Source organism: Methylophaga sp. UBA2496, from assembly GCF_002341635.1.
Taxonomy (GTDB): domain Bacteria; phylum Pseudomonadota; class Gammaproteobacteria; order Nitrosococcales; family Methylophagaceae; genus Methylophaga.
On the sequence record NZ_DDOK01000004.1, the window covers coordinates 417,791 to 441,863 of the forward strand.

The following is a 24,073-nucleotide window of genomic DNA, read 5'->3' on the forward strand; positions in this document are numbered from 1 at the left end:
CTGAATTAATAATGAGGTGGCGGTGGCTCATCCGCTTGTTGCACTAATTGATCGGCTTGCAACGCTTCCACCTGACCAAGCAGTTTTTCCAGGCGACGTTCCAATCGATCAATTTGTTGTTGCTGATCAGTAACCACCTGGTTCAGCTGTTCGATAACCCCATCCTGAAACGCCATACGGGTTTGTAAATCTACGATGTCTTCATTCATAGCAAACTCTCCCCTTTCTTATAGATAGTCGACTACAAAGTTCATAGAACAATAGTGGATTTCCGACATCAGTCATCCCCATCATAGGATAACGCCGGTGCTAACCAGCGCTCGGCATAATCCAGTGTCCAGTTTTTACGCTTCGCATAATCCTTGACCTGATCTTCGCTGATTTTGCCTAATCCGAAATAACGTGATTCGGGGTGGGCAAAATAAAAGCCGCTGACTGCTGCTGTAGGTAACATGGCAAAACTTTCGGTCAGCGTCATGCCGATACGTTTTTCCACATCCAGTAAATCCCACAACAGACCTTTTTCAGTATGATCCGGGCAGGCGGGGTAACCAGGGGCCGGACGTATACCCTGATACTTCTCATCAATCAGATCTTCATTGTCCAGTTGTTCATCTTTCTTGTAGCCCCAGAATTCCTTGCGAACCCGCTCATGCATTCGCTCGGCAAAGGCTTCAGCCAGACGATCGGCCAGCGCTTTCAACATGATGCTGTGATAGTCATCATGATCTTCTTCAAAACGTTCAATATGTTCGTCAATGCCAATACCAGCGGTGACAGCAAACGCACCGATATAATCCTCAACGCCACTATCTTTTGGTGCGAGGAAATCTGCCAATGCGGCATTAGGTCGACCTGGTGGTTTTTCAGCTTGCTGGCGCAAAGAGTGCAATTTCATCAATACTCGCTGACGGCTGTCATCTGTATAGATTTCAATATCGTCATCGCCGACACTATTGGCAGGAAACAGACCAATTACGGCGCGTGCTTTCAGCCACTTTTCATCAACAATCTGTTTGAGCATTTTTTTCGCATCTTCAAACAAATGCGTAGCATGTTCACCGACAATTTCATCGGTCAGAATACGGGGGTATCTGCCAGCCAATTCCCATGACTGGAAAAACGGTGTCCAGTCGATGCGCTCCACCAGCTCCTGCAAGGGATAATCATCAAATACCTGAATACCGGTTTGAGAAGGTTTGACCGCTTGATACGCTGGCCAGTCAATTTTGGTTTTATTGGCGCGGGCCTGTTTCAAAGTCAATAAACGCCGCGTGGATTTACGACCTTTATGCTGATCCCGTTTGGCCTGATAATCCGTTTTGATTTTGCCGACAAAGTCATCCCGGGTGATTTTACTGACCAGATTCTGTGCCACGCCAACCGCACGTGATGCATCTTTTACATAGATCACCGGACCATGATAATTCGGATCAATCTTGACGGCAGTATGGATTAGCGAAGTGGTGGCACCGCCAATCATTAGCGGGATTTCAAAACCGAGCCGCTCCATTTCCTTTGCCATGTGGGCCATTTCTTCCAGTGAAGGCGTAATTAAACCTGACAGGCCGATAATATCGACATTTTCCTTACGTGCGGTTTCCAGAATCGTGGCAGCAGGAACCATTACGCCCAGATCAATGATCTCGAAGTTATTGCACTGCAACACCACGCCGACAATATTCTTACCGATATCGTGAACATCGCCTTTCACCGTCGCCATTAAAATCTTGCCATTGCTGCTGCTGACGGTACTGTCGTCTTTTTCCAGTTCGATGAAGGGCATCAGATAGGCAACAGCTTTTTTCATTACCCGGGCGGATTTGACGACTTGAGGCAAAAACATTTTGCCCTCGCCGAACAAGTCCCCGACCACATTCATGCCGTCCATCAACGGGCCTTCAATGACCTCTAACGGTTTAGCATATTCCTGCCGAGCCAGCTCGGTATCTTCTTCGACAAAGTCCGCGATCCCCTTAACCAACGCATATTCCAGCCGTTTAACCACTGGCAGACTGCGCCACTCGAGATCTTCTTTTTTCTCGACACTGCCGTCGCCTTTATATTTATCGGCGATCTCCAATAAACGATCAGTGGCATCATTACGACGGTTTAAAATGACGTCTTCCACCCGCTCACGTAATTCTTCTGGCAAATCATCATAAATCGCCAGCTGACCGGCATTGACGATACCCATATCCATACCGGCTTTAATGGTGTGATACAAAAACACCGCATGAATCGCTTCACGCACCGGATTGTTACCACGAAACGAAAACGACACATTGGAAACGCCGCCGCTGATCATCGCATGGGGCAGGCTTTGTTTGATATCACGGGTGGCTTCAATGAAATCGACGGCATAATTGTTATGCTCATCAATACCGGTAGCCACGGCAAAAATATTCGGATCAAAGATGATATCTTCGGCTGGAAAATGCACTTTTTCGGTGAGGATTTCATAACTGCGGGTACAGATTTCCCGTTTACGTTCGCGGGTGTCGGCCTGACCATCTTCATCAAACGCCATAACAATAACTGCTGCGCCATAACGGCGTACCAGCTTGGCCTGTTCGATGAATTTTTCCTCACCTTCCTTGAGACTGATCGAGTTGACGATGCCTTTGCCCTGAATACATTTGAGGCCGGCTTCAATGATTTCCCATTTGGAAGAGTCAATCATGATCGGCACCCGGCTGATATCAGGTTCGGCTGCGACCAGATTGAGGAAGGTTACCATCGCATCCTGCGAGTCCAGCATGCCTTCATCCATATTGATATCGATAATCTGCGCACCGTTTTCCACCTGCTGACGGGCAACTTCCAGCGCGGTATCGTAATCACCTTCCTTGATCAGTTTGGCAAACCTCAGCGACCCTGTCACATTGGTGCGTTCACCAATATTCACAAACAGACTTTCCGGAGTAATGGTTAACGGCTCCAGACCACTCAGACGGCAGTAATGCTTGTTTTCAACTCGCTGACGAGGTTTAACGCCCTCGACGGCTTCGGCAATGGCTTTGATATGTGCCGGTGTGGTGCCACAGCACCCACCAATGATGTTTAAAAACCCGGATTCTGCCCATTCCCTGATATGAATTGCCATGGCTTCAGGTGATTCATCATATTCACCAAATTCATTTGGCAGGCCGGCATTAGGATGCGCGCTGACATAACTGGTGGAAATATTGGACAACTCTTCAACGTACTGGCGTAATTGTTCCGCACCTAACGCACAGTTCAAACCGATCGATAACGGCTGTACATGTGACAACGAATTCCAGAAGGCTTCGGCTGTTTGCCCGGAAAGTGTACGGCCACTGGCATCGGTAATAGTGCCAGAAATCATCACCGGCAAATGCACATCATGCTGTTCAAAATACTGTTCGATAGCAAATACGGCAGCCTTGGCATTCAAGGTATCAAATACCGTTTCCACCAGCAGCAGATCACTGCCCCCGTCGACCAGACCACGTATGGCTTCCAGATAGGCTTCGACCAGCTGATCAAAATTGACGTTACGAAAACCGGGATTATTTACATCCGGGGAAATACTGGCAGTTCTATTGGTAGGGCCTAAAACACCCGTGACAAAACGCGGTTTATCGGGGTTGCTGGCCGTAAATTCATCGGCCACTTCACGGGCCAGCTGGGCAGAGACTTTATTCAGTTCATAAACCAGATCTTCCATCTGGTAATCCGCCATCGCAATCGAGGTACCATTAAAGGTGTTGGTTTCGACAATATCGGCACCGGCTTCAAAATAAGCCCGATGAATATCGCGAATGATTTGCGGCTGGGTCAATGACAGTAAATCGTTGTTGCCTTTCACATCACAGGGATGATTGGCAAAGCGTTCTCCGCGGAAATCTGCCTCGCTCAATTTGTAACTTTGCAGCATGGTACCCATGCCACCATCCAGAACCAGGATCTTGTGTTCAAGCAGACTGCGAATTTGATGAGAAGCTGTGGTCAAAACGGTTTTCCTGTCAGGCTGTTAAAGGATCTGTTTATCTTTCCACCCCCGCAGCATTGAATTAAAATTAAGCTTCCAGCAGTGGTGGCAATAAAAGACAAGCGGACTCTGGTTAAAAAAACACCTGATTATAACAGAACATGCCGGCCCTTCTGCCATGTTCAGCTTTTCTGCTGAACATGGCAGAAGAGTCATAAAAATGACTCTGCTGCTATCAGAAAATGAAAACTAAATATTAGGGGTCTGGTGCACTGTTTTATTCCTTACTCATCATTTTATGCAAACTATCCAATAGCTGAGAAGGGACAGGGAAAACAATCGTTGAACTCTTATCTCCGGCAATTTCGGTCAAGGTCTGCAAGTAGCGCAGCTGGATTGCCGTAGGCTGTCGAGCCAGTTGTTCGGCTGCTTCTACCAACTTGCCTGAAGCCTGAAATTCCCCGTCGGCATGGATAACCTTGGCTCGACGTTCACGTTCCGCCTCGGCTTGCTTGGCAATCGCCCGAATCATGCTCTCATCGATATCCACATGCTTGATTTCAACATTGGAGACCTTGATACCCCACTGATCGCTCTGCCGATCGAGAATATGCTGTATATCATCGTTCAGGCGATCCCTTTCCGCCAGCAACTCATCCAGTTCATGCTGCCCCAATACGGAACGTAATGTTGTCTGGGCCAGCTGACCGGTAGCATCCATATAGTTTTCCACATTAATAATGGCTTTCTGCGGATCAACCACCCGGAAATACAATACGGCATTCACATTGACAGAAACATTGTCACGGGTAATCAGATCCTGTGATGGCACATCCAGCACCAGCGTTCGCAAATCCACTTTGACCATCTGCTGAATAAACGGAATGACAACAATCAACCCGGGGCCTTTCACCTTGTAAAAACGCCCCAGCAAAAAGATAACACCACGCTCATATTCCCGCAGCACCCTGAAAGTACTGAGGATCAGCGCAACAATGATGAATACAATTACAAGAATAAACGTTTGCATGCTCATTACTCCTTAATGGCTTCTACGTGTAGGACAAGTCCATCACGTGCAACTATCCGCAATACCTCGCCCCTGGTCACCGGTTCCTGACTGAAAGCTTGCCACTGCTCGCCCATCGCATAAACTTTTCCATGGCCGGTAAAATCTTCCCGCGCCTCTGCCTGCGCGCCGATGATAGCCTCTTGTCCACTGACCACCATTGTTTTTCGGGCACGCAAAGCAGCACCGATAACAAAAACAAAAATGGCAAACGACATCACAGCCAGCGCAGCGATTAACGGCATGGAAATCTGATATGCCGGTAACTCACTATCCATCAACATAATCGAGCCAAAAACAAAGGCCAGTAATCCTCCGATCCCCAAAATCCCGAATGACGGACTGAATGCCTCCCCCATCATCAAACCAATACCCACAATCAATAAGGCCAGCCCGGCATAATTAATCGGCAACATATGCAGAGCAAACGCTGCCAGCAACAGGCAAATGATTCCGACAACACCGGCAACGCCCATACCCGGGTTGTAAAACTCCAGAATCAATCCGTAAATACCTATCATCAGCAATATGTAGGCGACATTAGGATTGGTAATCAGATTTAATAATTCATAGCGCCATCCCGCTTCGATTTCTGTCAATTCGATATTGTCCAGCTGCAGGGTCACATTGCCACTTTCCAGTATCACCTCTCTGCCATTCAAGCTCTGTAAAAGCTGTTGCAGATCTTTTTCCACTATATCGATTACCCCATTTTCAAGAGCATCTGTGGCACTGAGGTTGGCAGCTTCACGTACGGTTTCTTCGGCCCAATCCGCATTACGGCCACGAAGTTCCGCCAAACCACGGATATAGGCCACCGCATCATTCAGCATTTTCTTATCCATGGCATCGGGGGTGTTTTCTTTAGGCTTATCTTTGTCAAAATCAGGAGTGATACCGCCTGGCTGCATTTTTACCGGAGTGGAAGACCCGACATTGGTTGCTGGAGCCATCGCGGCAATATGGCTGGCATAGAGAATATACGTGCCTGCACTTGCAGCTCTTGAACCGGAAGGAGAAACATAGGTGGCAACGGGGATTCTGGCAGACAGAATGGCTTTGATGATGTCGCGCATGGAAGGATCCAAACCGCCCGGTGTATCCAATTGTAAAACCAGCAACCGGACATTTTCTTTTTCAGCCTTACGCAGCGTACTGATAAAAAAATCAGCTGTTGCAGGACTGATTGCGCTCTGAATGGTCATGGTCCAGACTTTATCTGCGGCATAGGCAGGTTTCTGCACAAACAACAGACAACAAAACAGCAATATTAAGGTGCTTATGTAACGCTTGGTCACGACACTTTTCATAGCGTTTGCCTGGCTGGTATCCGAGATTTCATGGTGGAGCAAAGTGAATACGCGTGTCAACATAAATCCTTATTTAAACAACAGATTACGGTTTTAAGGATTAGGATTTATTATGCACACACAGTGTATGTTGACCACTCAATCACATACCGAAAAACAGATACTATTCCTCGCTGCTTTCAAACGGAGTTTTCATGCATGCGATAACTGGTATATCCACCGCGAGAGAGCTTCCAGCTGTCTGCTGTCTTCTTCAAGTGCTTGATTAAACTCATCCGCCAAATCTTTTAACCCCATATTAGTGAACAGTTCATGCAAGGTATGCCACTCGGAATTATCATTTGTGGCGAATATCAATACGGACTCAAGGCACTGTAAAACAGTGGTGTTTTTTTTGGTGAATACCTTGGGGATCTGTAAGCTTGCCAGTAAAGTGGAATCCGTATCCGGAATCCATTCATCAGGATCAAAGCCTAAGGTTTCAATAGCGGTCTTAAGCAAGAGACTGTGTTCAACCTCCTCATCACGGAATTGTCGTAGCTGATCGAGAGAAATAACGGTTTTTATTTCTTTTCGGTTTGCCAGACATTTAATAATCAGTGCTTCATACAACCTGACACTGGCGCGTTCAAACGCCAGTCGCTGGCCTAATTTATGTAACAGTAACTCTGTATTATGCTGATGGACTTTTTTTATATCGCCAGCAGTTCCATCAGGAACAGATTTACTCAGCTTCTGAAGGTCCATTTCATCTATAAATTCAGGATGAAGTCCAATTTTTGCTTTGTTGCTTTCCAAAGTGTTGCTGGTCGAGGCTAAAGCATCATCCGTGACTGTTTTTGAAAACCGGGAATGTTGATCCGGATTAAGGTGACTATCTGATTTTCTGGCATGTGGCATGGCAGCGTCCTTTTATCTTGTGAGCTTGAAACTTGGTTAATTAAATCAGTGTGATAAAAAATTGTGTTCAACACCGAAAGCTCATCCAAATCAAGCCGTAAATTTTCTTTGTTAATCGTTTCACATTGATGTCAGTGATAAGGCATCAATGTGTTTGAAAAATTTCTACCTGGATAGGCAGCCAGATAAGCACCCTCCGCAACAACTGATGCATAAGCAGACGAGACTTGCGCACTGGGTAAAACTTGATTAGACATGTGTAAATTAATCCGGGCAGAAGCTCCTGCTGGATCACGCTTCATAACGGTTTTGGCAGGTGGGGTAGCCGGCAATAGGTGAGTGGATGGAGGATTATTCTGGATTGGTGAACGCCCCGGATTCAGCGCACTAACAACCTGATTACTCTGATGCTGGTCATTTGTGGGAAGATGGGGCTGTGGTTGCTCCACTTGTTCTGCTACCACCAATGGTGTGGCAAAAAAAGCCATCGAAACAGTTGCTGAAAGAAATAACTTTCTAGACATTTCTTTAATCCTTAAATATAAGGTAGCTGTCAAAAAGACCGCTTTTTATAACCAATTGTTTCCAGCCAAACCCGGTTAATTTAATTCTTTATTCAATCAAGCTGTTCAATGGCCGATTCGATCCAAACCCGATGATGGCGCACATCGCCCAAAGCCTGTTTCAGCATGAGCTGGATATAGCCCGGGTATATCTCTTCATTGGCATTTTCGTATAGCTTGTTCGTCAGGTTTTCGTTTAGCAACATGGCTTGCAGTATAGATTTGTCCCCACCAATTGCAGCGATTACCACTGGTCCTTTGGTCAAAAATTGTTTGTAATCAGCACCGTCAGGTGGGGCGCCACCTTCCTGTATAATGGCGTCACAAAATTGTATTAAATGTCGCTCGTGCTCCCCCAGAAATTCTGTCATTTTTGCCCGGTAATCCAGATTGTCCAATCGTTCAATGGCCGCTTCGTAAGTTTCGATGGCATTGAATTCCAATGACACCAAATCACCAATCTTACTGATAACTTGTTCAGAATCCATGACATCACTCTCATCAATTACTTCCATCGTATGTTCATCACTTTTAAAGTTGGCAATTAATTTGTTACGCATTTGTTCAGTTGCCCATAATCATTCAGCTAGCCATTTTCCAGTATGTTTCTGAACTGGCTTGTGCACATGATGATGCTGTTTACATTCACTGGCACTTGCCTCACATATGTCAGCGCAAAGCTGCCATATCATCTTGAGAAACTCACTTTCCACAAACCATGGCAAACTCTATGCCAGCAATCGGATTTGATAGTTCATGCAGGTGGTACAAGGTTTTTGTCGGTATGATTTTTAATAAAAGCAGGAATAACATTCACTTTGCTGTATAAAAAATTCCTATCGCCGGTAATTTTTACTCGGACAGAACATCTATATGCCGATGGCAATATTCACTGCATCCTGAATGATAGTTGGCCTTAAAGCGTTCGTGTTTGATCGGAATAGTTTTGCAGTGGTACATATTCTGGTATTGCTCAGTATTTGCTATTCATCCTGGAGGATTTAAGGCATGACGCAATCTATTGCTAATACTTTTAGTGATCCAAGAAGCCGTTATCCACGTCCCGAGTTCGAAACGCAGCAACAGTCAATTCCGGGACAAGAAAAAATCATGAAACCGACACCGAAGCCTTTTTTCACTTCTCCCGCGTCGTGTTAAAACATATTCCACCGGGTGGTTCGATCATCAATGCCACCTCTATTCAGGCATTTGAGCCAAGCAGCAATCTTGCCTCTTATGCAGCGACAAAAGCAGCGATTGCTAATTTCACACTATCACTGGCTTCTGAGGCCATTAACCAGGGCGTCAGAGTAAACGGCATGGCACCTGGCCCGATATGGACACCATTAATCACTAGGACTTGTTGCTCTCTCATAGCCGCCTCTGTTGTGACTGAAAATGCACCAATCAAGGCGCAAGGAGTGTAGTTTGTGAGATACATCCGTGTATCTCACCCCTTCGGGGCTGACGCTCAAAAACGTTTATCTCCATGGATGGAGTGTATGCAAAAGCAATGTCTGGAACATTGCTTGTCCCGGCGGTTTTGTAGTCGTTCTAAATAAACGACGAGCAACACAGGCCGGCGCGCGCCTCCCTGACGCGCCGGCATACAGTCCATCCATGGACATAAGTGGTGCATTTTCAGCCACACCCCGCAGGGCTGGGACTATTTTTCCGCCCCACGGCGTTGGAAATGAATTATGAAGAACAACTACATCGCATCATTTCCGCCTTGTTGGACGGAAAAATAGCCTCCAGCAGTGGTGGCTATGAGAGAGCAACAAGCCCTAGTATCAAAAGCATTAAAAACTCAGACCTTGAACGAGCCTAACTGTTGTTTCAGAGTATTGGCAGCGTCGTCCAGCTCATTGCCAACCCGGCTCAGCTGAAGAGCTCCCTCGGTTGTATGCCCGACCAGTTGGGAGATCTTAGTGAGATTTTTACTGACATCTTCACATACAGCACTTTGCTCTTCAGTGGCTGAAGCAATCTGAAATGTCATTTCCGTCACTTCCTTGATGGCTTGCTGAATATCCTGCAGTGCCGATTCTGCTGCACGAGCAAGATCAACCGTTTCCGTCACCTGCTGCCCGCTCTGGTGCATTGCTGCCGAAGCCTGACGACTCCCCTGTTGCAGTACACTGAGCTTTTCATGAATATCCACAGTGGCATCCTGCGTCCGGCTAGCCAAGGCCCGCACTTCATCTGCAACAACAGCAAAGCCGCGCCCTTTTTCGCCGGCCCGGGCAGCTTCAATCGCTGCGTTAAGTGCCAGCAGATTGGTCTGTTCAGCAATGCCCTGAATGACTGACAAAATGCTGACAATAGCTTCACTGTTTTTTTCCAGCTCCAACATGGCTGATTCCGATTCCTGCACACTGGAACTGACCGAATGAATCGACTCTGAAGTTCGTTTCACCAGTCCCGCGCCGGACTGTGAAGAGTCATTGGCTTTGCTGACAAATTGTGATGTGCGATCCGCATTGCCGGCTATCTGCTGTGCTGAAGCAGCCATTTCCGTAACGGCAGAAACCATTTCTTCAAGCAACTGCTGTTGCTGAACCATCTGAGATCGCGTCTGTTCACTGATTTGGCGACCTTCTGCAGACAGTTCACTGACATTTTCGCCCAGCGGAATTAATTGCTGGATCAGCTTGCGCAGTTTGCCAATAAAGATATTAAGGAATCCGGATAACTTACCGGTCTCATCCTGGCGTTGGATATCAAGCTGCTGAGTCAGATCACCTTCACCTTCAGCAATTGATGCAACCAATGTAGTCATTTTTGAAAGTGGTTGGATACTGCTGCGCGCCACCAGCCACACAATACCGACCCCAATCAGTGCCAGAAGCAAGCCCAGCACACTGGTACTGACGATAAAGTTTCTTTGCGCACTCTCAAGAAATTGTTCCTGCTCCGCAACGGCAGCCAGTACCTGTGCCTCAGGAACTGCCAGATAAGTCACCCAACCTTGCTGGTTACCGGGCATAGTAAATGGGCTCAGCACGATAAACTGATCTTGCTGCTGCAAAATCTGGCTTTGGCCTGACTTGCCAACGGCGAGAAGCGCTTCTCTGAGACTGTTATCCAAAACACTGAGATTCTGACCGATCATTTCTGGCTGCTGGCTATGTCCGGCAATAACGCCCCGCGGACTGACCAGCAAAGTTTGACCAGCTCCCTGATAAAGAGAAGCAGCGACATCAGTGATCACTGATTGCAAAAAAGCAGCAGAAATATCGATACCACTAATGCCGATAAAGCGACCAGCATTAATTACCGGTGCAACCAGACTGGTCAACAGAACCTGCTCACCATCAATTGGATACAAGTAGGGGTCAATGACACAGCTACCACTGCTATCTTTGGAACAAAGATAATATTCGCCTGCTCTTACGCCATTGTCATCAACAGTAGCATCTTCCAACCCTTCGAGATTTTCCACTACAAAAGTGTCAGATTCTGAACGCACAACATAGGGCAGGAACCGTCCACGGCTATCACTGCCCAAAGTTTCACGGAACAAGAAGTCACTGCCGTCTATTGCATTTGGTTCAAATGCGACATAGGCACCCAAAAAATCCGTATTCAGGGCCAGAGTTTGCTCAAGCATTCTGACCGCAAGACTGCGTTTATCATCAATTTCCGAATCGTTTACGACTGCCTGCATCACAGCCGCATTCGCCTGAGCCGTATTCAGCGCTCTTTCAAGTGGCATACGCAACTGTGCTGAAGTATCTTGAGCCAAAACCTGTAAATAATCCTGGGCCTGTTGCTCAGTGACCTCCCGGCTATGATCAGAAAGACTCTTTTTGATTGAACTGAACTGCCATACGCCAACCAGCGCAGTAACCAGTACGACGGTCAATAAACTGAGGCCAGCCCAAAGACTAAAGCGCTGTTGAATAGAAAGATGCATCTTTATCTCCATTATCAGGGAACCGGAATTACCGGCATACCATTTAAATTGCAATCTGATTTCAGACTACAACAATCGTATTCACTGAACAGCCGAAAATTGCCAGTGCTGACAATCGGTTCCGGCTTTACCCCTGTCCGGTGATAGCATCACAATTTAGCAGCTTCGCTATAGGCTTGAGATTGGCCGTATATACTTGTTGAGACTGTAAGTTCGCGCAGACTTTGCCAGATTTCTTTCAGGCACGCAATGGAGAAAAGATCAATAATCTGCTTTGATTGGCAAAAACTTACATTTCTGATGTATCTGAAAAGTTGAAACGACCAGTTTCTTCTATGGTTTGATATGGTAATAGCCCTCCCATATCCAGTCTGGCCTTAAATGTATAAGCAAAACCATTGTTCTGACCAGTTAATAACCGGTTGATTAATCGCGCACTGCCCAGTAAATTCGGGCTGGCCTCGATAGTAAAATCAGCCATGCCATAGCCTGGAACTGTCGGCAAATCCGGCGTTGCACCACTTAATACACGATTATTTTCCACCTCAACAGAATAACTCATCCCCTTCAAAGACAAAGTGCCGCGATTAGGGTTGATGATCTGTAATCCGATAATAAACCGCGGTGACAGACCATTGGATTCTGGCGCCAGAGAAAAAGACGTGATGTTCACCTGAGGCTTTTCATAATTTGGTGACCAGCTGGCACACCCCATCATGGATATTATTGCTATCAGACATAATATTCTTAACAGGGGCATTTGATTTCCAATCTGGAGGGAGGTATTCAGTCTAAACTGAAATCGTTAGTAATGATGGAAAAAAGCGCAGCAGCGGCTTTCATTGACAAGCAATATCAAGAAATATTGCCCGTTTAAAACAACTGCCGCGCTATTAAGAACGGGATTGTGAGATCAACAGACCCAGTGTATTTATTGGCCACGTTTCTGTACTGGCTCGACTTCATCCATTTCATGAGCAGGATGCATCGCATTTCCGGATTCCCGGGCATCCAGGCGATTTTCCTGATAATCATCTTTCGATTCTTTATTGACACGTTCTGCAGCCTCACCCATATCATGTGCTGGATGATTACCCTCCGATGATTTATCTGCCGGGTTATTGGCAGCTTTTTCTTTCTTCCATTGATAATCTGCTTGTTGCTCTATCTCAGCAGCTTTAGAAGATACTGACTCATCCATTTCATGGGCAGGATGTTTGCCAGTATCATCATTAGCAGCTAACGCAGTGGTGCTGGCAAAAAGTGTCGTCAGGGCAACTGTGTAAAAACATTGTTTAAACATGGTAGCCTCCTTTAATTATGGTTAGAAACAACTCAAACAAAATGGCTTTTCACCATTTGATGTTATGTCCACCCTAACGAATATCCCCGACGACATCAAATCACCGAAAAAACCATTAAACCCATTTTAAATCATATAGTTATTATTTTATTTAGGCGTAATTCAGTATTCTGACCAGACATGATGTGAAAAACTTCCTGCCCCAAGGTAATCAGCCATTTTGCTTTATAATCCCGCCCCTAAGCCGCTTCACGCTGCGTTGAGATAAAACGATTTACACCATTGATAATGGCTTTTATCGCTGCTCGGCTGATATTTTTATCTTGCCCGACACCAAAAACCGGGCCGGCATTACCGACTTTGATTTCAACATAACTCACTGCAATCGCATCTGAACCGCTACCGATACCGTGCTCATGATAATCAACAACGGTTATAGCCTGTTGAATATGACTGGATAATGCTTTTGCAACGGCATCAACGGGTCCCGTACCTTTTGCTTTAAGCTTAAAAGATGTTGTGCCGTGATCCAACTGTAATTCAGCCGCGACACTGTCCTGAGATTCATCCATTAAACTACTGCTTGTAAATTGATAGGGTGCATTTACGCTGAGATAAATTTCATCAAATAAATTCACAATACCAGCAGCATTAATTTCCTTACCGCTGCTGTCGCTGATGTTTTGCACGATTTTGCTGAACTCAATTTGCAAACGACGTGGCAGTTCGAAACCGGAATGTTGCTGTAACAGGAAGCTGACTCCCCCCTTACCGGATTGACTGTTGACTCTGACCACAGCATCGTAGCTACGATTTAAATCTGCAGGATCAACAGGCAAATACGGCACCTCCCAAAAACCATCGGGATCCTGTTTTGCAAAACCTTTTTTAATCGCATCCTGGTGCGAACCGGAAAACGCAGTAAACACCAATTCACCGGCATAAGGGTGGCGTGGATGGACAGGTAACTGTGTGCATTCTTCGGCCAATTGGCGGATCTGATCCATCTGACTGAAATCCAAGCCGGGATCGATACCCTGCGAATATAAATTCAATGCCAAGGTCACTAAGTCGACATTACCGGTTCGCTCGCCATTACCAAACAAACAGCCTTCCACGCGATCGGCACCGGCCATTACGGCCAGTTCCGCTGCAGCAACGGCCGTACCGCGATCATTATGCGGATGCACACTCAAAATAATGCTGTCGCGATGATTCAAGTTGCGATGCATCCACTCAATCTGATCGGCATAGGTATTGGGTGTTGACATCTCCACCGTGGCTGGCAAATTGATAATCATTTTGTTTTCAACTGTTGGCTGCCAGATGGCTGATACCGCGTCACACACTTCCTTGGCAAATTCCACTTCGGTGCTGGAAAACACCTCGGGAGAATATTGATAAACCCATTGGGTTTCCGGGTGTTGATCAGTTAACGCCTTCACCCATCGCGTGCCGCGTTCAGCAATCTCTTTCACACCGGCTTTATCGGTGTTGTAAACAATTTTGCGAAACGCTGGCGCGATTGGATTGTACATATGCAAAATAGCCCGGCGAGCACCTTTCAATGATTCAACTGTACGTTCAATCAAATCCTGACGGGCTTGGGTTAACACCTCTATCGTCACATCGTCCGGGATCAGATTTTCTTCGATCAAGCGACGTACCAGATTAAAGTCGGTGTCAGAAGCTGACGGAAATCCCACTTCAATTTCCTTGAAGCCCATTTCCACCAAGGCTTTGAAATAGCGGATTTTGGTCTCGACCGACATCGGATCAATCAGCGCCTGATTGCCATCACGCAGATCGGTGCTCATCCAGATAGGCGCCTTTTCAATCACCTGGTTCGGCCATTGTCGATCCGGCAATTGAATTGGCTCAAAGCGCCGATACTTTTGAGCGGGATTAGCAATCATCTTCTGACTCCTGAGTCTGTATAAAAAATAGAGTTGCCTGATGGCGTATAACGTTAATAACGCTTCCGGCAGGTTTATTTAACAATGGCTGAAGGATTTCCAGTCCCTTTTTCAGTTTCCGCCGCTCACTTATGATGAACTTGAGATAACTGCGTTAAACAAAGCTTGTGGCTCATAACGCTACCGGTTCAGGCATGTGGAACAGTATAGATAAACAGCGGCAGAATTAAATTGCTAAAGTTGCATCAAAATATGGTCATATAACATTTTATTGCTGATAAATATATTTTTTAAGCATAAAATGCCTTTAATACATTTTATTGGAGTAAATCATGACTGAAAAACTGGATCGCTATGATCAGATGATTCTCGATATCCTGCAAAAACAGGGACGAATTTCTAATCAGGAGTTGGCGGAGGCCATTAACCTGTCTCCTTCCCCCACCTTAAGACGCGTTAAGCAGTTGGAAGAGAATGGGTTAATTGATGGTTATGTGGCGTTATTGAACGCACGCAAACTCGGGCTGACGTTGATGGCCTTTATTGGCATCAGCATGGATAAACACACTCCGGAACGTTTCAGCGGTCTGGAGGAAAAACTTGCCGGCTATCCGGAAGTGTTGGAATGCCACTTAATTACCGGCCAGACAGCTGATTATTTGTTAAAAGTCATCGTCAGGGATATGGATGCCTATCAACAGTTTCTATTGCAGAAACTGACACGAATTGAGGGTGTAACCGGTGTACATACCTCGTTTGTAATGAAGTCACCGATTAACTCTACCGCGTTACCATTAAACTGATTTCCCGTTGTGTTATTCAGGAGTTGTCTAAATGCTTTCGAATCGACTGCAACTCAAGCCGGTGAGCATCAGTCGCCTGGGGATAGGCCAATGGCAGATCAGTTAACGTTTTTAAAAAGATTTCCGAAATAATTAACCGGGCATTTTGTTTGTCATCGGCTGGCACGATGTACCACGGCGCATCTTTGGTCGTTGTTGCATTGATACAGTCTTCATACGCTCTGGTATAGTCATCCCAGTATTCACGTTGCTCAATATCCGCTGTGGTCAGCTTCCAGTTTTTATCCGGATCATCAATACGCTGCATGAACCGCCTGGCTTGTTCATCTTTGGATTGATGCAAAAAGAACTTGATGATCCGGGTGCCACTGCGTTGCAAATGGGCTTCGTGCTCCACAATAGAACGATAGCGATCACGCCAAAAAGCTTGTTTGGGCGGCAATTGTTCCGGCAAACGTTGATTCATCAGAAAGTCAGGATGCACTTTTACAATCAGCACTTCTTCGTAATATGAGCGATTGAATATACCGATTCGACCTCGTTCAGGCAGACACCTTACAGTACGCCACAAAAAATCATGTTCGAGCTCATTGTTACTGGGTTGTTTGAAACTGAACACCTGAAACCCCTGCGGGTTAATTCCCGACATGACATGGCGAATCGCCCCATCCTTTCCAGCAGCATCCATACCTTGAAAAATCAGTAAAACAGCATATCGATTATCGGCATACAGCTTGTGCTGTAATTCACTTAAGGCATCAACATTCTTTTTAAGCAATTTTTGATACTGCTTTTTTGATGAATAGAGTGGCTCAACAGATGTGGGGCTTTTCGTTAATTTAATCCTGCTGTCCGGGAGCGCCTGAAAATCGCTGATAGAAAACTTCATCATTTTTGCCTTTATAGGTTTTGTCATTTATTAAACGCATGAAAATCTCAAAGGACAAATTACAAATTATTCAGGGAAGTCCTTATTGACCTGCCAAAGTCCATCAGCAAAATATTCTTGCGAATCCTGCCAGTTTTTCAGTACGGTAAAGCCGGTCTCATTAGCCAGTTTCTGCATGTCGGATAAAAGATATTTATGGGAAAGCTCCAGATGAATGGCTTCATAGGCATCAAATTCAAAGGTCTTTTCCAGCGCACCGATATGTACTTGCTGCGGCTCAATCGACACCAGATAACTTTCCATTGCACCATGGCGTGGATTGTACATTCCATGGTGGGTAAAACGTGTTAAATCAAATTCTCCCTCCAGCTCGTTATTAATACGCGTCAATATATTCAGATTAAATGCTCGGGTCACACCTTGTTTATCATTATAGGCTTTGGTTAAGACGTCGATATCTTTTTTCAGATCAAAACCAATCAACAATAAATCTTCATGATTCAAACACTTCCATATACTGTGTAAAAAACGTTTAGCGCTGGGAAAATCAAAATTGCCAATATTGGATCCCAGTAATAATACTAACTTGCGACTGTCGGAAATGCCTTCCAAATGACGGATACTGGCAAAATAATCACCGACAATGCCATGCGTAACCAATGAAGGATGAGAGAGGTTCAATGAGCTGACCAGATCCGCCATAGCCGTTTCCGAAATATCTATCGGAACATAGGAAAACTGATGGGTGGTTTGTAACATCTGGTTTAGCAACACCTTGGTTTTACGTCCATCCCCGGCACCCAGCTCAACGATTTCAAAGGGATCATCGGCGATAAAATCAGCAATCTCGCCCCCCACCTTATTAAGAATCTCAAACTCACAACGGGTAGGATAATACTCTTCCAGTTCTGTGATTTGCTCAAATAACCGACTGCCATGGGCATCATAAAAATATTTGCTGGGCAGAGATTTTGAAGGCGCGGAAAATCCCATCAACACATCAAAGGCAAACTGTTCTTTCAAGGCATCCTGTGTTTGATCCCGTAAGGAATCTAATACCAGATAGGTCATTACAAATCCCTTGCCAATCGAATACCAGTAAATGCCCAGCGATCTGATGGGCGATAAAAATTTCGATAGCTGGCGCGCATATGATGTTTTGGAGTCGCAACAGATCCACCTTTCAAAACATATTGGTTTGCCATAAATTTACCATTATATTCACCCAGAGCCGTATTAGTGGTTTTGAATCCAGGATAAGGTGCATAAGCACTGTTGGTCCATTGCCAGAGCAGACCGGTATCAAACGCATCACAGGCTCTTTCCGGTGAGGGATAAACCGTTTCATCAGGATCCCAGAAAGCCGTTTCTTTCTCAAACAATGCTTTATCTTTTGAGCAGTACGCCTCCAGTTCAAACTCGGTGGGTAACCTTGCGCCCAACCAGCGCGCATAGGCATCTGCCTCATAAAAACTGATATGGCTGACAGGTAAATTAGGATTTAATGGCTCTAATCCACTCAGATGATATTCGTCCCAGTGATGATTCTGTTTACGCCAGTACAATGGATGGCAGATCTGGTTTTGCTGCACCCAGTCCCAGCCATCACTTAACCAAAGTTCTGGTCGACGGTAGCCACCATCCGTCATAAAATCCATATACTCGCCGTTATTAATCAATCGATCAGCTAACTGAAAACCACTTATCCAGCGTCTGTGACGAGGACGTTCATTATCATAGGAAAACCCGGTCAGACGGGCTCCAAACAGGGAAATATTTTCTGTCGACTCTAACCAGCCCAGTGCCCTTGCAGGAAGCAGAAGTTTATCTGCATCGGCAGCTTGCTGATACGCCTCGGGCCAGGGCTGGTTGCCCAGAATAAATTTAATATCCATCAACAGCAGTTCCTGATGCTGTTGCTCATGCTGTATTCCGACAGCAAGAACTTCCAACTGCTGTTTAGAAAGCGAATTCGATTCAAAAAGCGCCACAATGGCTTCCGTAATCCGATGACGATAACTCATGATTTCTTTAACCGTCGGACGCGACAGCTGACCTCGGCTGGACTGTAACCAATGAGATCCCAGACTCTTATAATAGGAGTTAAATAAAAAATGATATTGCGGTGATTTACTGGTCTGAGCCAGATTCAGCGGTTCCAGAATGAAGCAGTCAAAAAACCACGAAGTATGCGCCAGATGCCATTTTGGAGGGCTGACAAATGCCGCCGGTTGCACCACTTGATCTTCAATTTCCAGTTTGGCGCAAATTTGTTCAGTCTGCTGGCGTACTTCTACAAATAACTGTTGTAGGGAGGAAAGAAGATCTTCAGTCATCTCACCCCTGAACGTTCGGTTTGTTGCTTGCTTATTCGTTGTCATTGATTCAACTCCATATCTGGGGTTTATCAATCACCTGACCGGTTTGAAGTCGGTGAGCAATTTAACTTTTATACCGAAGAGCGAAGCCATAAACGGCTTCACTCAACAGCCTGTTAATTCACAACAGAATCGCCAATATAATGATAATGGGAATGGGGACACCTAAAAACCATAAAAGAATGGATCGCATGTTATTTCTCCCTGATAAAGACTGTCTGACATTACGCTGAATGATTAATGGATAACTGAATCACGTTGGCGACCACCTATTGTCGCCATAAAGCTGGCGATATACGCGCCAATCAATAACGCGATAAAAATCCATAGCGAGGCAAAGGTAGCCCCTTCCAATGCGGCATCAGCTGCTTCACGCGCGGCCTGTTCAGCGTCGGCAGCCGCTTGCTGAGCTCGATCGACTACCGCATTGACACGTTGCCCGGCCTCGCCTTCATCCAGTTCAGTATAGTTAGCGACTAACCCCACAATATATTGTTTATCATCTTCATTTAGCTCCCCGTCACGCAAGGCCTGAACGATAATATTGGATATTTCATCACGAACCTCGCCGTCTGCACGTTGTGCCACTTCCGCACCAGGAGCGGTACGCAAAAGTGCATCCGTAAAGTAATCGGATGAGTCAGACACAGCTTTACTGATTGCAGGCATTGCTGAGGTTGCACCTTGTGCCACTGAAGCGCCAGCTTTGGCAGTACCACTAATCACCGCGCCCACACTGGAAAGAATTAAGACCGCGACCAGAAGCGTTGCCACAGCCCAACTGATCAGGCCATGTGCTGTGTCACGAAAATAGACTTCATCAATATTAATATCAGTCCATCGGGTTCTTAATCGACCGGCTATATAGCCACCCAATCCAGCGGAAACAAGTTGTGTTACCGTCAGCCAGATAATCGTTGACCAGCCAATGGTTTGCATACTCACACCTTCATTCTGCCAGGGCGAAATCACTGAAAATCCTAATCCAAAACCGAGCAGTAACATGATTAGGGTCATGGTCGCAGCGCTGACCGCTCCGGCAAAAATAGCTGCCCATGACACGCTGCTGTTGCTGTTTGCTGAGAGAGTTTCCATATCGCGTTCCTTTTAATTTGCTTTCAAATCCGGATTTGTTTTTTTTGAGGAAAATCACTTAGGCATTAGTTGCCCAGAAATTAACTTTTTTAAACGCCTGAATGACATTCAGGCAATTGAATAAAACAGAATTACAACGAATACTTTTCGACGTTTCCAAGTGTTGGAATAGCACTTTAGTTACTGTGCTGAGAGCGCTTTCAAAGATACAGTGAGGTTCAAGGTAACAACCTAATATACTGGCAGATATTACATAGGTTAAAGTTCACGAAAAATAATCATCCAGCGAGACTTCGGTGATCATTTCTGTGCCGTTAATGGTCAGGAATGACTCAGCAACAGATGGCTGAACAGGGCCAGACAAAAGCCGAAAACAGCCCCCAATGGTGGTGCCCAGTGTCTGGCGAGTTTTGATTGTGGGGCAATGTCCTGAAACACCAGATACAGAATGCCACCTGAGGCAAACAGCATAATCGCCCCGAGAATGGCGGGATGTTCAGATAAAAAGAAATATCCCGCCAATCCGGCTACCGGACCAAGCACAACAAACAATGTCATCTTGCCCAGTACATTGCCATGCCTGTTGTGCTGTTTCAGCTCACGATAGGCGTTAAAACCTTCGGGGAGATTCTGTAACCCTATCAACAATGCCAGTAAAGGTCCTGAAGCCGGGTTCAATGCCATCAACCCGCCTAACGCGATCGCTTCCGGCACATAATCCAATATCATGCCCAATAGTTGGGGAGATTCATTTTTGTGCAAACCGAGCAACCGTTCTATATAGAAAAAAATCAACCCGCCAGCGACAATAAACAAAATACCCCAAACTGAATCTCCCATATTCTCTATGCCTTCGGGAACCAGCACCAGCATCACCGCACCCAGCAAAATGCCGCCTCCCAAAGCGATAATAAAATGTCTTAATTCTTTTTCCAGCCATTGCGAATGTATCCGCTCAAAACTGGCCACAAAACCACCGACAGGGATGCAGATACCCGCGGCCATCGTGAGTAATACAATCTGTAAAACGGGTGAGTTATCCATTGGTGACCTTCATTACTTGCTGAGAATGCTGTTTATTAATGCATTCGATGTTAGATAAATTGACTGCACCTTTCCAAGCTGAATTTGAATATTTAAATCATTCATTAATCAGCACTTTTATCACATCCACATGTCAATCATTGAAACGCATCACCCAAAAAGCATGGAGAACGAACATGACAACACTCAAACAGGCAACTCAATTTCATCGCTTTATAGCCTATTTTCTGACAACAGTAACAGGGCTCATCCTCGGCGACGTGGCTATGGCTGACTCACCGAACGATAAAAATATCGTAAAAGAAGCTGACAGAGTTTCCCTGAATTTCCGCGAGTGGCGTGTTGAATGGAAAAATACCCGGCCACGGGATCCGTATGTCAGTCCCGATGGCAGCGTCTGGTTTGTCGGACAGGTGGGTGATTATGTGGCGAGACTGGATCCGCAAACCGGTGAAATGCAGCGTTTCGACATTCCTAAAGCAGGCCCGCATACCGTGATTGTCGATGCTGAGGGTTATCCCTGGTATGCCGGTAATAAAGACCGGCATATCGGCCGTCTGGATCCAGATACCGGTGATGTGACTCGTTTTGATATGCCAAAGAGTGTTAATGACCCACACACAATGGATTGGACTTCAGATGGCAATATCTGGTTTACCGTGCAGCGTTCTGGCCAGGCCGGTTTTATCGGTAAATTAGCCACTGACTCAGGTGAGTTGGAAATTATTGAAGTCCCCGGAAACAATATGCGGCCTTACGGATTGGTTGTGGATAAGCAGAATCGTCCATGGATTGCTTTTATGGGGAGTAATGCCATCGGCACAGTGGATCCAAAGTCCATGCAACTCGATATCATTAACACCCCTGATGAAGAAAGTATTATCCGTCGAATTGGTCTGACATCAGATGGCCGTGTCTGGTGGGTGGATGCAGGTGTTGGTTATGTGGGCGTCTATAACCCGCAAGATGAATCCATGCAGCAATGGCGGACTCCGGGAGGCGAAGCCGCAGGCTTGTATGCGATGACCGTCGATAACCAGGATCGAATCTGGTACGTGGAAACAGGGTTACAACCAAACCGGTTTATCGGTTTTGATAGCAAAACCGAACAATTTATAGCGATAGATGAAGTTCCATCAGGCGGTCAGACTGTGCGGCATATGGTGTTTGACGAAACCAGCAATGCCATCTGGTTTGGCACCGATGCACATACCATTGGCCGTGCAGTGGTACCGGATTAACAGTCATAAAAGTGCCAATTTATTATCTGCCAGAAAAATACGGTGGCCGGCTTTTCTCAGATTTGAATTAAAGTAAATTGGAGAAAATAACCCAGGCAGTCAGGCCTGTCAGAATAAATGACAACAATGCGAGCAGGCCGTCTCTGGCTATCAGCGCCAGGCCAAAAGCAACCAGGGCGATACCGGCTGCGTTGGCGCTGAAAGGGATGACTTCCATAAACGGTAGCATGACTGCAATCAAAATACAGACACTGGCTATCGCAAATTTGGCGGTCCCATTAACAAAGATCAACAAACGTGGTCGTATCAGTTTATCGATAAAGTGAGCAGGTCTTCGCAACCATCTCACAGCCTTTAATAACTTGTCACCAGGAACAGCACGTTGTAATAACCATTTTGGTAACCAGAAGTGTTCCTGCCCCGTCAATAACTGTATGGCGACTAAAAAGATAAACACGCCCATGATACTGGGAACCCCGGGGATATCGCCAATAACCGGTGCTAATATAATCAAGCCAGCCAAAAGCAACAGTGGTCCAAAAGAACGACGGCCTATCATATCCATAATAAGGTCAATCGAAACGTTTTGATTGGGCCTTTGCTCAGCCGCTTCGCCAATACAATCAAACAATTCTTCGAGATCGGTTACCGGATGATTCTTACCCATCATTAGTTACCTGCTTAAAGGAAAAAGATGCTTTGGCACCCACCACAAAAACACCATCATGGCGATCAACTCGACTAATGATTGAAACACAATGACCACGACTGCCAGCTCATATGAAGCGGGCAACGCCAGGGCAATGGGTAACATCACAAAAGAATTACGGGTGCCAAAGCTGAATGCAAGTACCCTACCCTGCCGTGATGAAAGTTTAAATAACCTGGATAAAAGCCTGGCCATTACGGCCGTAATAGCCAGGAACAACAAAAATATTACTGATAAGTGGAATAATAAGCTGACGGACTGCAGCACGATAGTGACTTGCGATATCGCAATAATAAACATCACCATGGCTAATAACAGCACCGGAAACCATGCCAGAAAATTGATTACCCGCTCACCATTGTCCTGCTTCGCTAACCATTTTTGAGTCAGAAATGCCAGCATCAATGGCACGATAATCAAACTGAAAAATGCCCAAACCATCTCACCCTGTGCCAGATTCAGATGAAACTCATCACCGAGAAACAGCCAGAGATAGAATGGTAACAACAGGATTTGCAACAGCAGGCTTATCGGGGCAAAAGTGATTGCCAGTCTGGTATCACCACCGCCAAGCTGAGAAAAGGTAATAAACCAATCCGTGCACGGCACCAACAACACTAATAAAATACCCAGTTTTACAGCGGGGTCATCGGGAGCGACCAGCAGCAGACAGGCGACTGCAAGAGGAATCAACACAAAATTCCCCAGAATTGCTGCCAGTAGTACTTCAGGTTTGTAAAAAGCGTCCCGCAGATGCGTTAATGGAACCTGGGTAAACGTTGTATACATCAAGGCCGCTAATAACGGCCATACGACGATTTCCAACCGGCCACCCATCTCTGGCACCATAACACCCAAAATCAACCCAAGTAACACGGCCAACAGATAAATAAACAGCTGATTTTTTTCCAGAGACAGATGTGTCAATGATGGGATCCTTGCAGATAAAATAAAAAGCCCGAAATTATTATTTCAGTCG

21 protein-coding genes and 1 pseudogene are annotated in these 24,073 nt (G+C 45.8%); 4 read left to right on the forward strand and 18 right to left on the reverse strand.

Annotated features, from left to right (window positions below; genetic code table 11):
* Positions 1–5: 5 nt before the first annotated feature.
* The 7 genes from B2W60_RS05225 to B2W60_RS05255 all read right to left on the reverse strand — a co-directional run bounded on the left by B2W60_RS05225 (position 6) and on the right by B2W60_RS05255 (position 8,357).
* Complete coding sequence (locus B2W60_RS05225; RefSeq protein ID WP_292362276.1) at positions 6–209, reverse strand: SlyX family protein; 204 nt, start codon at positions 207–209, stop codon at positions 6–8.
* 68 nt (positions 210–277) lie between these two features.
* Entirely contained in the window at positions 278–3,976 is a 3,699-nt protein-coding gene (metH, locus tag B2W60_RS05230) for a methionine synthase (protein ID WP_292362275.1), read from the reverse strand.
* Between the two features lie 256 nt (positions 3,977–4,232).
* Positions 4,233–4,985: a slipin family protein gene (locus B2W60_RS05235; RefSeq protein WP_292362273.1), complete on the reverse strand. Its 753-nt coding sequence runs from the start codon at positions 4,983–4,985 to the stop codon at positions 4,233–4,235.
* 5 nt (positions 4,986–4,990) lie between these two features.
* Positions 4,991–6,334, reverse strand: coding sequence for an NfeD family protein (locus B2W60_RS05240; RefSeq protein WP_292362272.1), 1,344 nt, complete (start codon positions 6,332–6,334; stop codon positions 4,991–4,993).
* 192 nt (positions 6,335–6,526) lie between these two features.
* Positions 6,527–7,234, reverse strand: a complete 708-nt coding sequence (locus tag B2W60_RS05245; protein WP_292362271.1) for a ferritin-like domain-containing protein — start codon at positions 7,232–7,234, stop codon at positions 6,527–6,529.
* Between the two features lie 131 nt (positions 7,235–7,365).
* Complete coding sequence (locus tag B2W60_RS05250; RefSeq protein WP_292362270.1) at positions 7,366–7,758, reverse strand: hypothetical protein; 393 nt, start codon at positions 7,756–7,758, stop codon at positions 7,366–7,368.
* 92 nt (positions 7,759–7,850) lie between these two features.
* Positions 7,851–8,357 (reverse strand): DUF2383 domain-containing protein, encoded by a 507-nt coding sequence (locus tag B2W60_RS05255; RefSeq protein WP_292362269.1) that lies wholly within the window; start codon positions 8,355–8,357, stop codon positions 7,851–7,853.
* Positions 8,358–8,805: 448 nt separating this feature from the next.
* Between B2W60_RS05255 and B2W60_RS05260 the strand changes: the two genes are divergently transcribed.
* The gene (locus B2W60_RS05260; protein WP_292362268.1) at positions 8,806–8,955 is read left to right on the forward strand and encodes a hypothetical protein; all 150 of its coding nucleotides are present in this window, start codon (positions 8,806–8,808) and stop codon (positions 8,953–8,955) included.
* Positions 8,946–9,224 (forward strand): annotated as a pseudogene (locus B2W60_RS14320) (SDR family NAD(P)-dependent oxidoreductase); the annotation flags it as partial. The gene B2W60_RS05260 and the pseudogene B2W60_RS14320, both read left to right, overlap by 10 nt.
* Positions 9,225–9,607: 383 nt before the next feature.
* Here the strand turns inward: B2W60_RS14320 and B2W60_RS05270 are convergent.
* From B2W60_RS05270 to leuA, 4 genes are all read right to left on the reverse strand, one after another.
* Positions 9,608–11,716 carry a methyl-accepting chemotaxis protein gene (locus B2W60_RS05270; protein WP_292362266.1) on the reverse strand — a complete coding sequence of 703 codons (2,109 nt, stop codon included), beginning with the start codon at positions 11,714–11,716 and terminating at the stop codon, positions 9,608–9,610.
* A 289-nt stretch (positions 11,717–12,005) separates the two neighbouring features.
* Positions 12,006–12,476, reverse strand: coding sequence for an LEA type 2 family protein (locus tag B2W60_RS05275; protein WP_292362264.1), 471 nt, complete (start codon positions 12,474–12,476; stop codon positions 12,006–12,008).
* Between the two features lie 171 nt (positions 12,477–12,647).
* Positions 12,648–13,019 carry a hypothetical protein gene (locus B2W60_RS05280; RefSeq protein ID WP_292362263.1) on the reverse strand — a complete coding sequence of 124 codons (372 nt, stop codon included), beginning with the start codon at positions 13,017–13,019 and terminating at the stop codon, positions 12,648–12,650.
* A gap of 239 nt (positions 13,020–13,258) precedes the next feature.
* A complete protein-coding gene (gene leuA / locus B2W60_RS05285; RefSeq protein ID WP_292362262.1) occupies positions 13,259–14,935 on the reverse strand; it encodes a 2-isopropylmalate synthase in 1,677 nt (558 codons plus the stop codon).
* A 332-nt stretch (positions 14,936–15,267) separates the two neighbouring features.
* On the opposite strand from leuA, the gene B2W60_RS05290 reads away from it, so the two are divergent.
* Positions 15,268–15,738 (forward strand): Lrp/AsnC family transcriptional regulator, encoded by a 471-nt coding sequence (locus tag B2W60_RS05290; RefSeq protein WP_292362261.1) that lies wholly within the window; start codon positions 15,268–15,270, stop codon positions 15,736–15,738.
* A gap of 16 nt (positions 15,739–15,754) precedes the next feature.
* On the opposite strand, the gene B2W60_RS05295 is transcribed toward B2W60_RS05290, so the two are convergent.
* The 5 genes from B2W60_RS05295 to B2W60_RS05315 all read right to left on the reverse strand — a co-directional run bounded on the left by B2W60_RS05295 (position 15,755) and on the right by B2W60_RS05315 (position 21,144).
* Positions 15,755–16,615 (reverse strand): ADP-polyphosphate phosphotransferase, encoded by an 861-nt coding sequence (locus B2W60_RS05295; protein WP_292363969.1) that lies wholly within the window; start codon positions 16,613–16,615, stop codon positions 15,755–15,757.
* A gap of 78 nt (positions 16,616–16,693) precedes the next feature.
* Positions 16,694–17,698, reverse strand: a complete 1,005-nt coding sequence (gene egtD, locus B2W60_RS05300) for an L-histidine N(alpha)-methyltransferase (RefSeq protein ID WP_292362260.1) — start codon at positions 17,696–17,698, stop codon at positions 16,694–16,696.
* Positions 17,698–18,963, reverse strand: coding sequence for an ergothioneine biosynthesis protein EgtB (gene egtB, locus B2W60_RS05305; RefSeq protein ID WP_292362259.1), 1,266 nt, complete (start codon positions 18,961–18,963; stop codon positions 17,698–17,700). The genes egtD and egtB overlap by 1 nt, the downstream gene beginning before the upstream one ends.
* Before the next feature lie 279 nt (positions 18,964–19,242).
* On the reverse strand, positions 19,243–20,100 hold the full coding sequence (locus B2W60_RS05310) for a hypothetical protein (RefSeq protein WP_292362258.1): 858 nt from the start codon (positions 20,098–20,100) through the stop codon (positions 19,243–19,245).
* A 321-nt stretch (positions 20,101–20,421) separates the two neighbouring features.
* Entirely contained in the window at positions 20,422–21,144 is a 723-nt protein-coding gene (locus tag B2W60_RS05315; RefSeq protein ID WP_292362257.1) for a ZIP family metal transporter, read from the reverse strand.
* Between the two features lie 176 nt (positions 21,145–21,320).
* Between B2W60_RS05315 and B2W60_RS05320 the strand changes: the two genes are divergently transcribed.
* Complete coding sequence (locus B2W60_RS05320) at positions 21,321–22,385, forward strand: virginiamycin B lyase family protein (RefSeq protein WP_292362256.1); 1,065 nt, start codon at positions 21,321–21,323, stop codon at positions 22,383–22,385.
* 67 nt (positions 22,386–22,452) lie between these two features.
* On the opposite strand, the gene B2W60_RS05325 is transcribed toward B2W60_RS05320, so the two are convergent.
* Entirely contained in the window at positions 22,453–23,055 is a 603-nt protein-coding gene (locus tag B2W60_RS05325; RefSeq protein ID WP_292363961.1) for an exopolysaccharide biosynthesis protein, read from the reverse strand.
* A gap of 3 nt (positions 23,056–23,058) precedes the next feature.
* The gene (locus B2W60_RS05330; RefSeq protein WP_292362254.1) at positions 23,059–24,021 is read right to left on the reverse strand and encodes an arsenic resistance protein; all 963 of its coding nucleotides are present in this window, start codon (positions 24,019–24,021) and stop codon (positions 23,059–23,061) included.
* Positions 24,022–24,073 lie beyond the last annotated feature (52 nt).

Coding starts and splice junctions, on each gene's coding strand:
- B2W60_RS05225 (WP_292362276.1), bottom strand. CDS start 209: ATGAATGAAGACATCGTAGATTTACAAACCCGTATGGCGTTTCAGGAT.
- B2W60_RS05235 (WP_292362273.1), bottom strand. CDS start 4,985: ATGCAAACGTTTATTCTTGTAATTGTATTCATCATTGTTGCGCTGATC.
- B2W60_RS05240 (WP_292362272.1), bottom strand. CDS start 6,334: ATGAAAAGTGTCGTGACCAAGCGTTACATAAGCACCTTAATATTGCTG.
- B2W60_RS05245 (WP_292362271.1), bottom strand. CDS start 7,234: ATGCCACATGCCAGAAAATCAGATAGTCACCTTAATCCGGATCAACAT.
- B2W60_RS05250 (WP_292362270.1), bottom strand. CDS start 7,758: ATGTCTAGAAAGTTATTTCTTTCAGCAACTGTTTCGATGGCTTTTTTT.
- B2W60_RS05255 (WP_292362269.1), bottom strand. CDS start 8,357: ATGCGTAACAAATTAATTGCCAACTTTAAAAGTGATGAACATACGATG.
- B2W60_RS05260 (WP_292362268.1), top strand. CDS start 8,806: ATGACGCAATCTATTGCTAATACTTTTAGTGATCCAAGAAGCCGTTAT.
- B2W60_RS05270 (WP_292362266.1), bottom strand. CDS start 11,716: ATGCATCTTTCTATTCAACAGCGCTTTAGTCTTTGGGCTGGCCTCAGT.
- B2W60_RS05275 (WP_292362264.1), bottom strand. CDS start 12,476: ATGCCCCTGTTAAGAATATTATGTCTGATAGCAATAATATCCATGATG.
- B2W60_RS05280 (WP_292362263.1), bottom strand. CDS start 13,019: ATGTTTAAACAATGTTTTTACACAGTTGCCCTGACGACACTTTTTGCC.
- leuA (WP_292362262.1), bottom strand. CDS start 14,935: ATGATTGCTAATCCCGCTCAAAAGTATCGGCGCTTTGAGCCAATTCAA.
- B2W60_RS05290 (WP_292362261.1), top strand. CDS start 15,268: ATGACTGAAAAACTGGATCGCTATGATCAGATGATTCTCGATATCCTG.
- egtD (WP_292362260.1), bottom strand. CDS start 17,698: ATGACCTATCTGGTATTAGATTCCTTACGGGATCAAACACAGGATGCC.
- egtB (WP_292362259.1), bottom strand. CDS start 18,963: ATGACTGAAGATCTTCTTTCCTCCCTACAACAGTTATTTGTAGAAGTA.
- B2W60_RS05310 (WP_292362258.1), bottom strand. CDS start 20,100: ATGGAAACTCTCTCAGCAAACAGCAACAGCAGCGTGTCATGGGCAGCT.
- B2W60_RS05315 (WP_292362257.1), bottom strand. CDS start 21,144: ATGGATAACTCACCCGTTTTACAGATTGTATTACTCACGATGGCCGCG.
- B2W60_RS05320 (WP_292362256.1), top strand. CDS start 21,321: ATGACAACACTCAAACAGGCAACTCAATTTCATCGCTTTATAGCCTAT.
- B2W60_RS05325 (WP_292363961.1), bottom strand. CDS start 23,055: ATGATGGGTAAGAATCATCCGGTAACCGATCTCGAAGAATTGTTTGAT.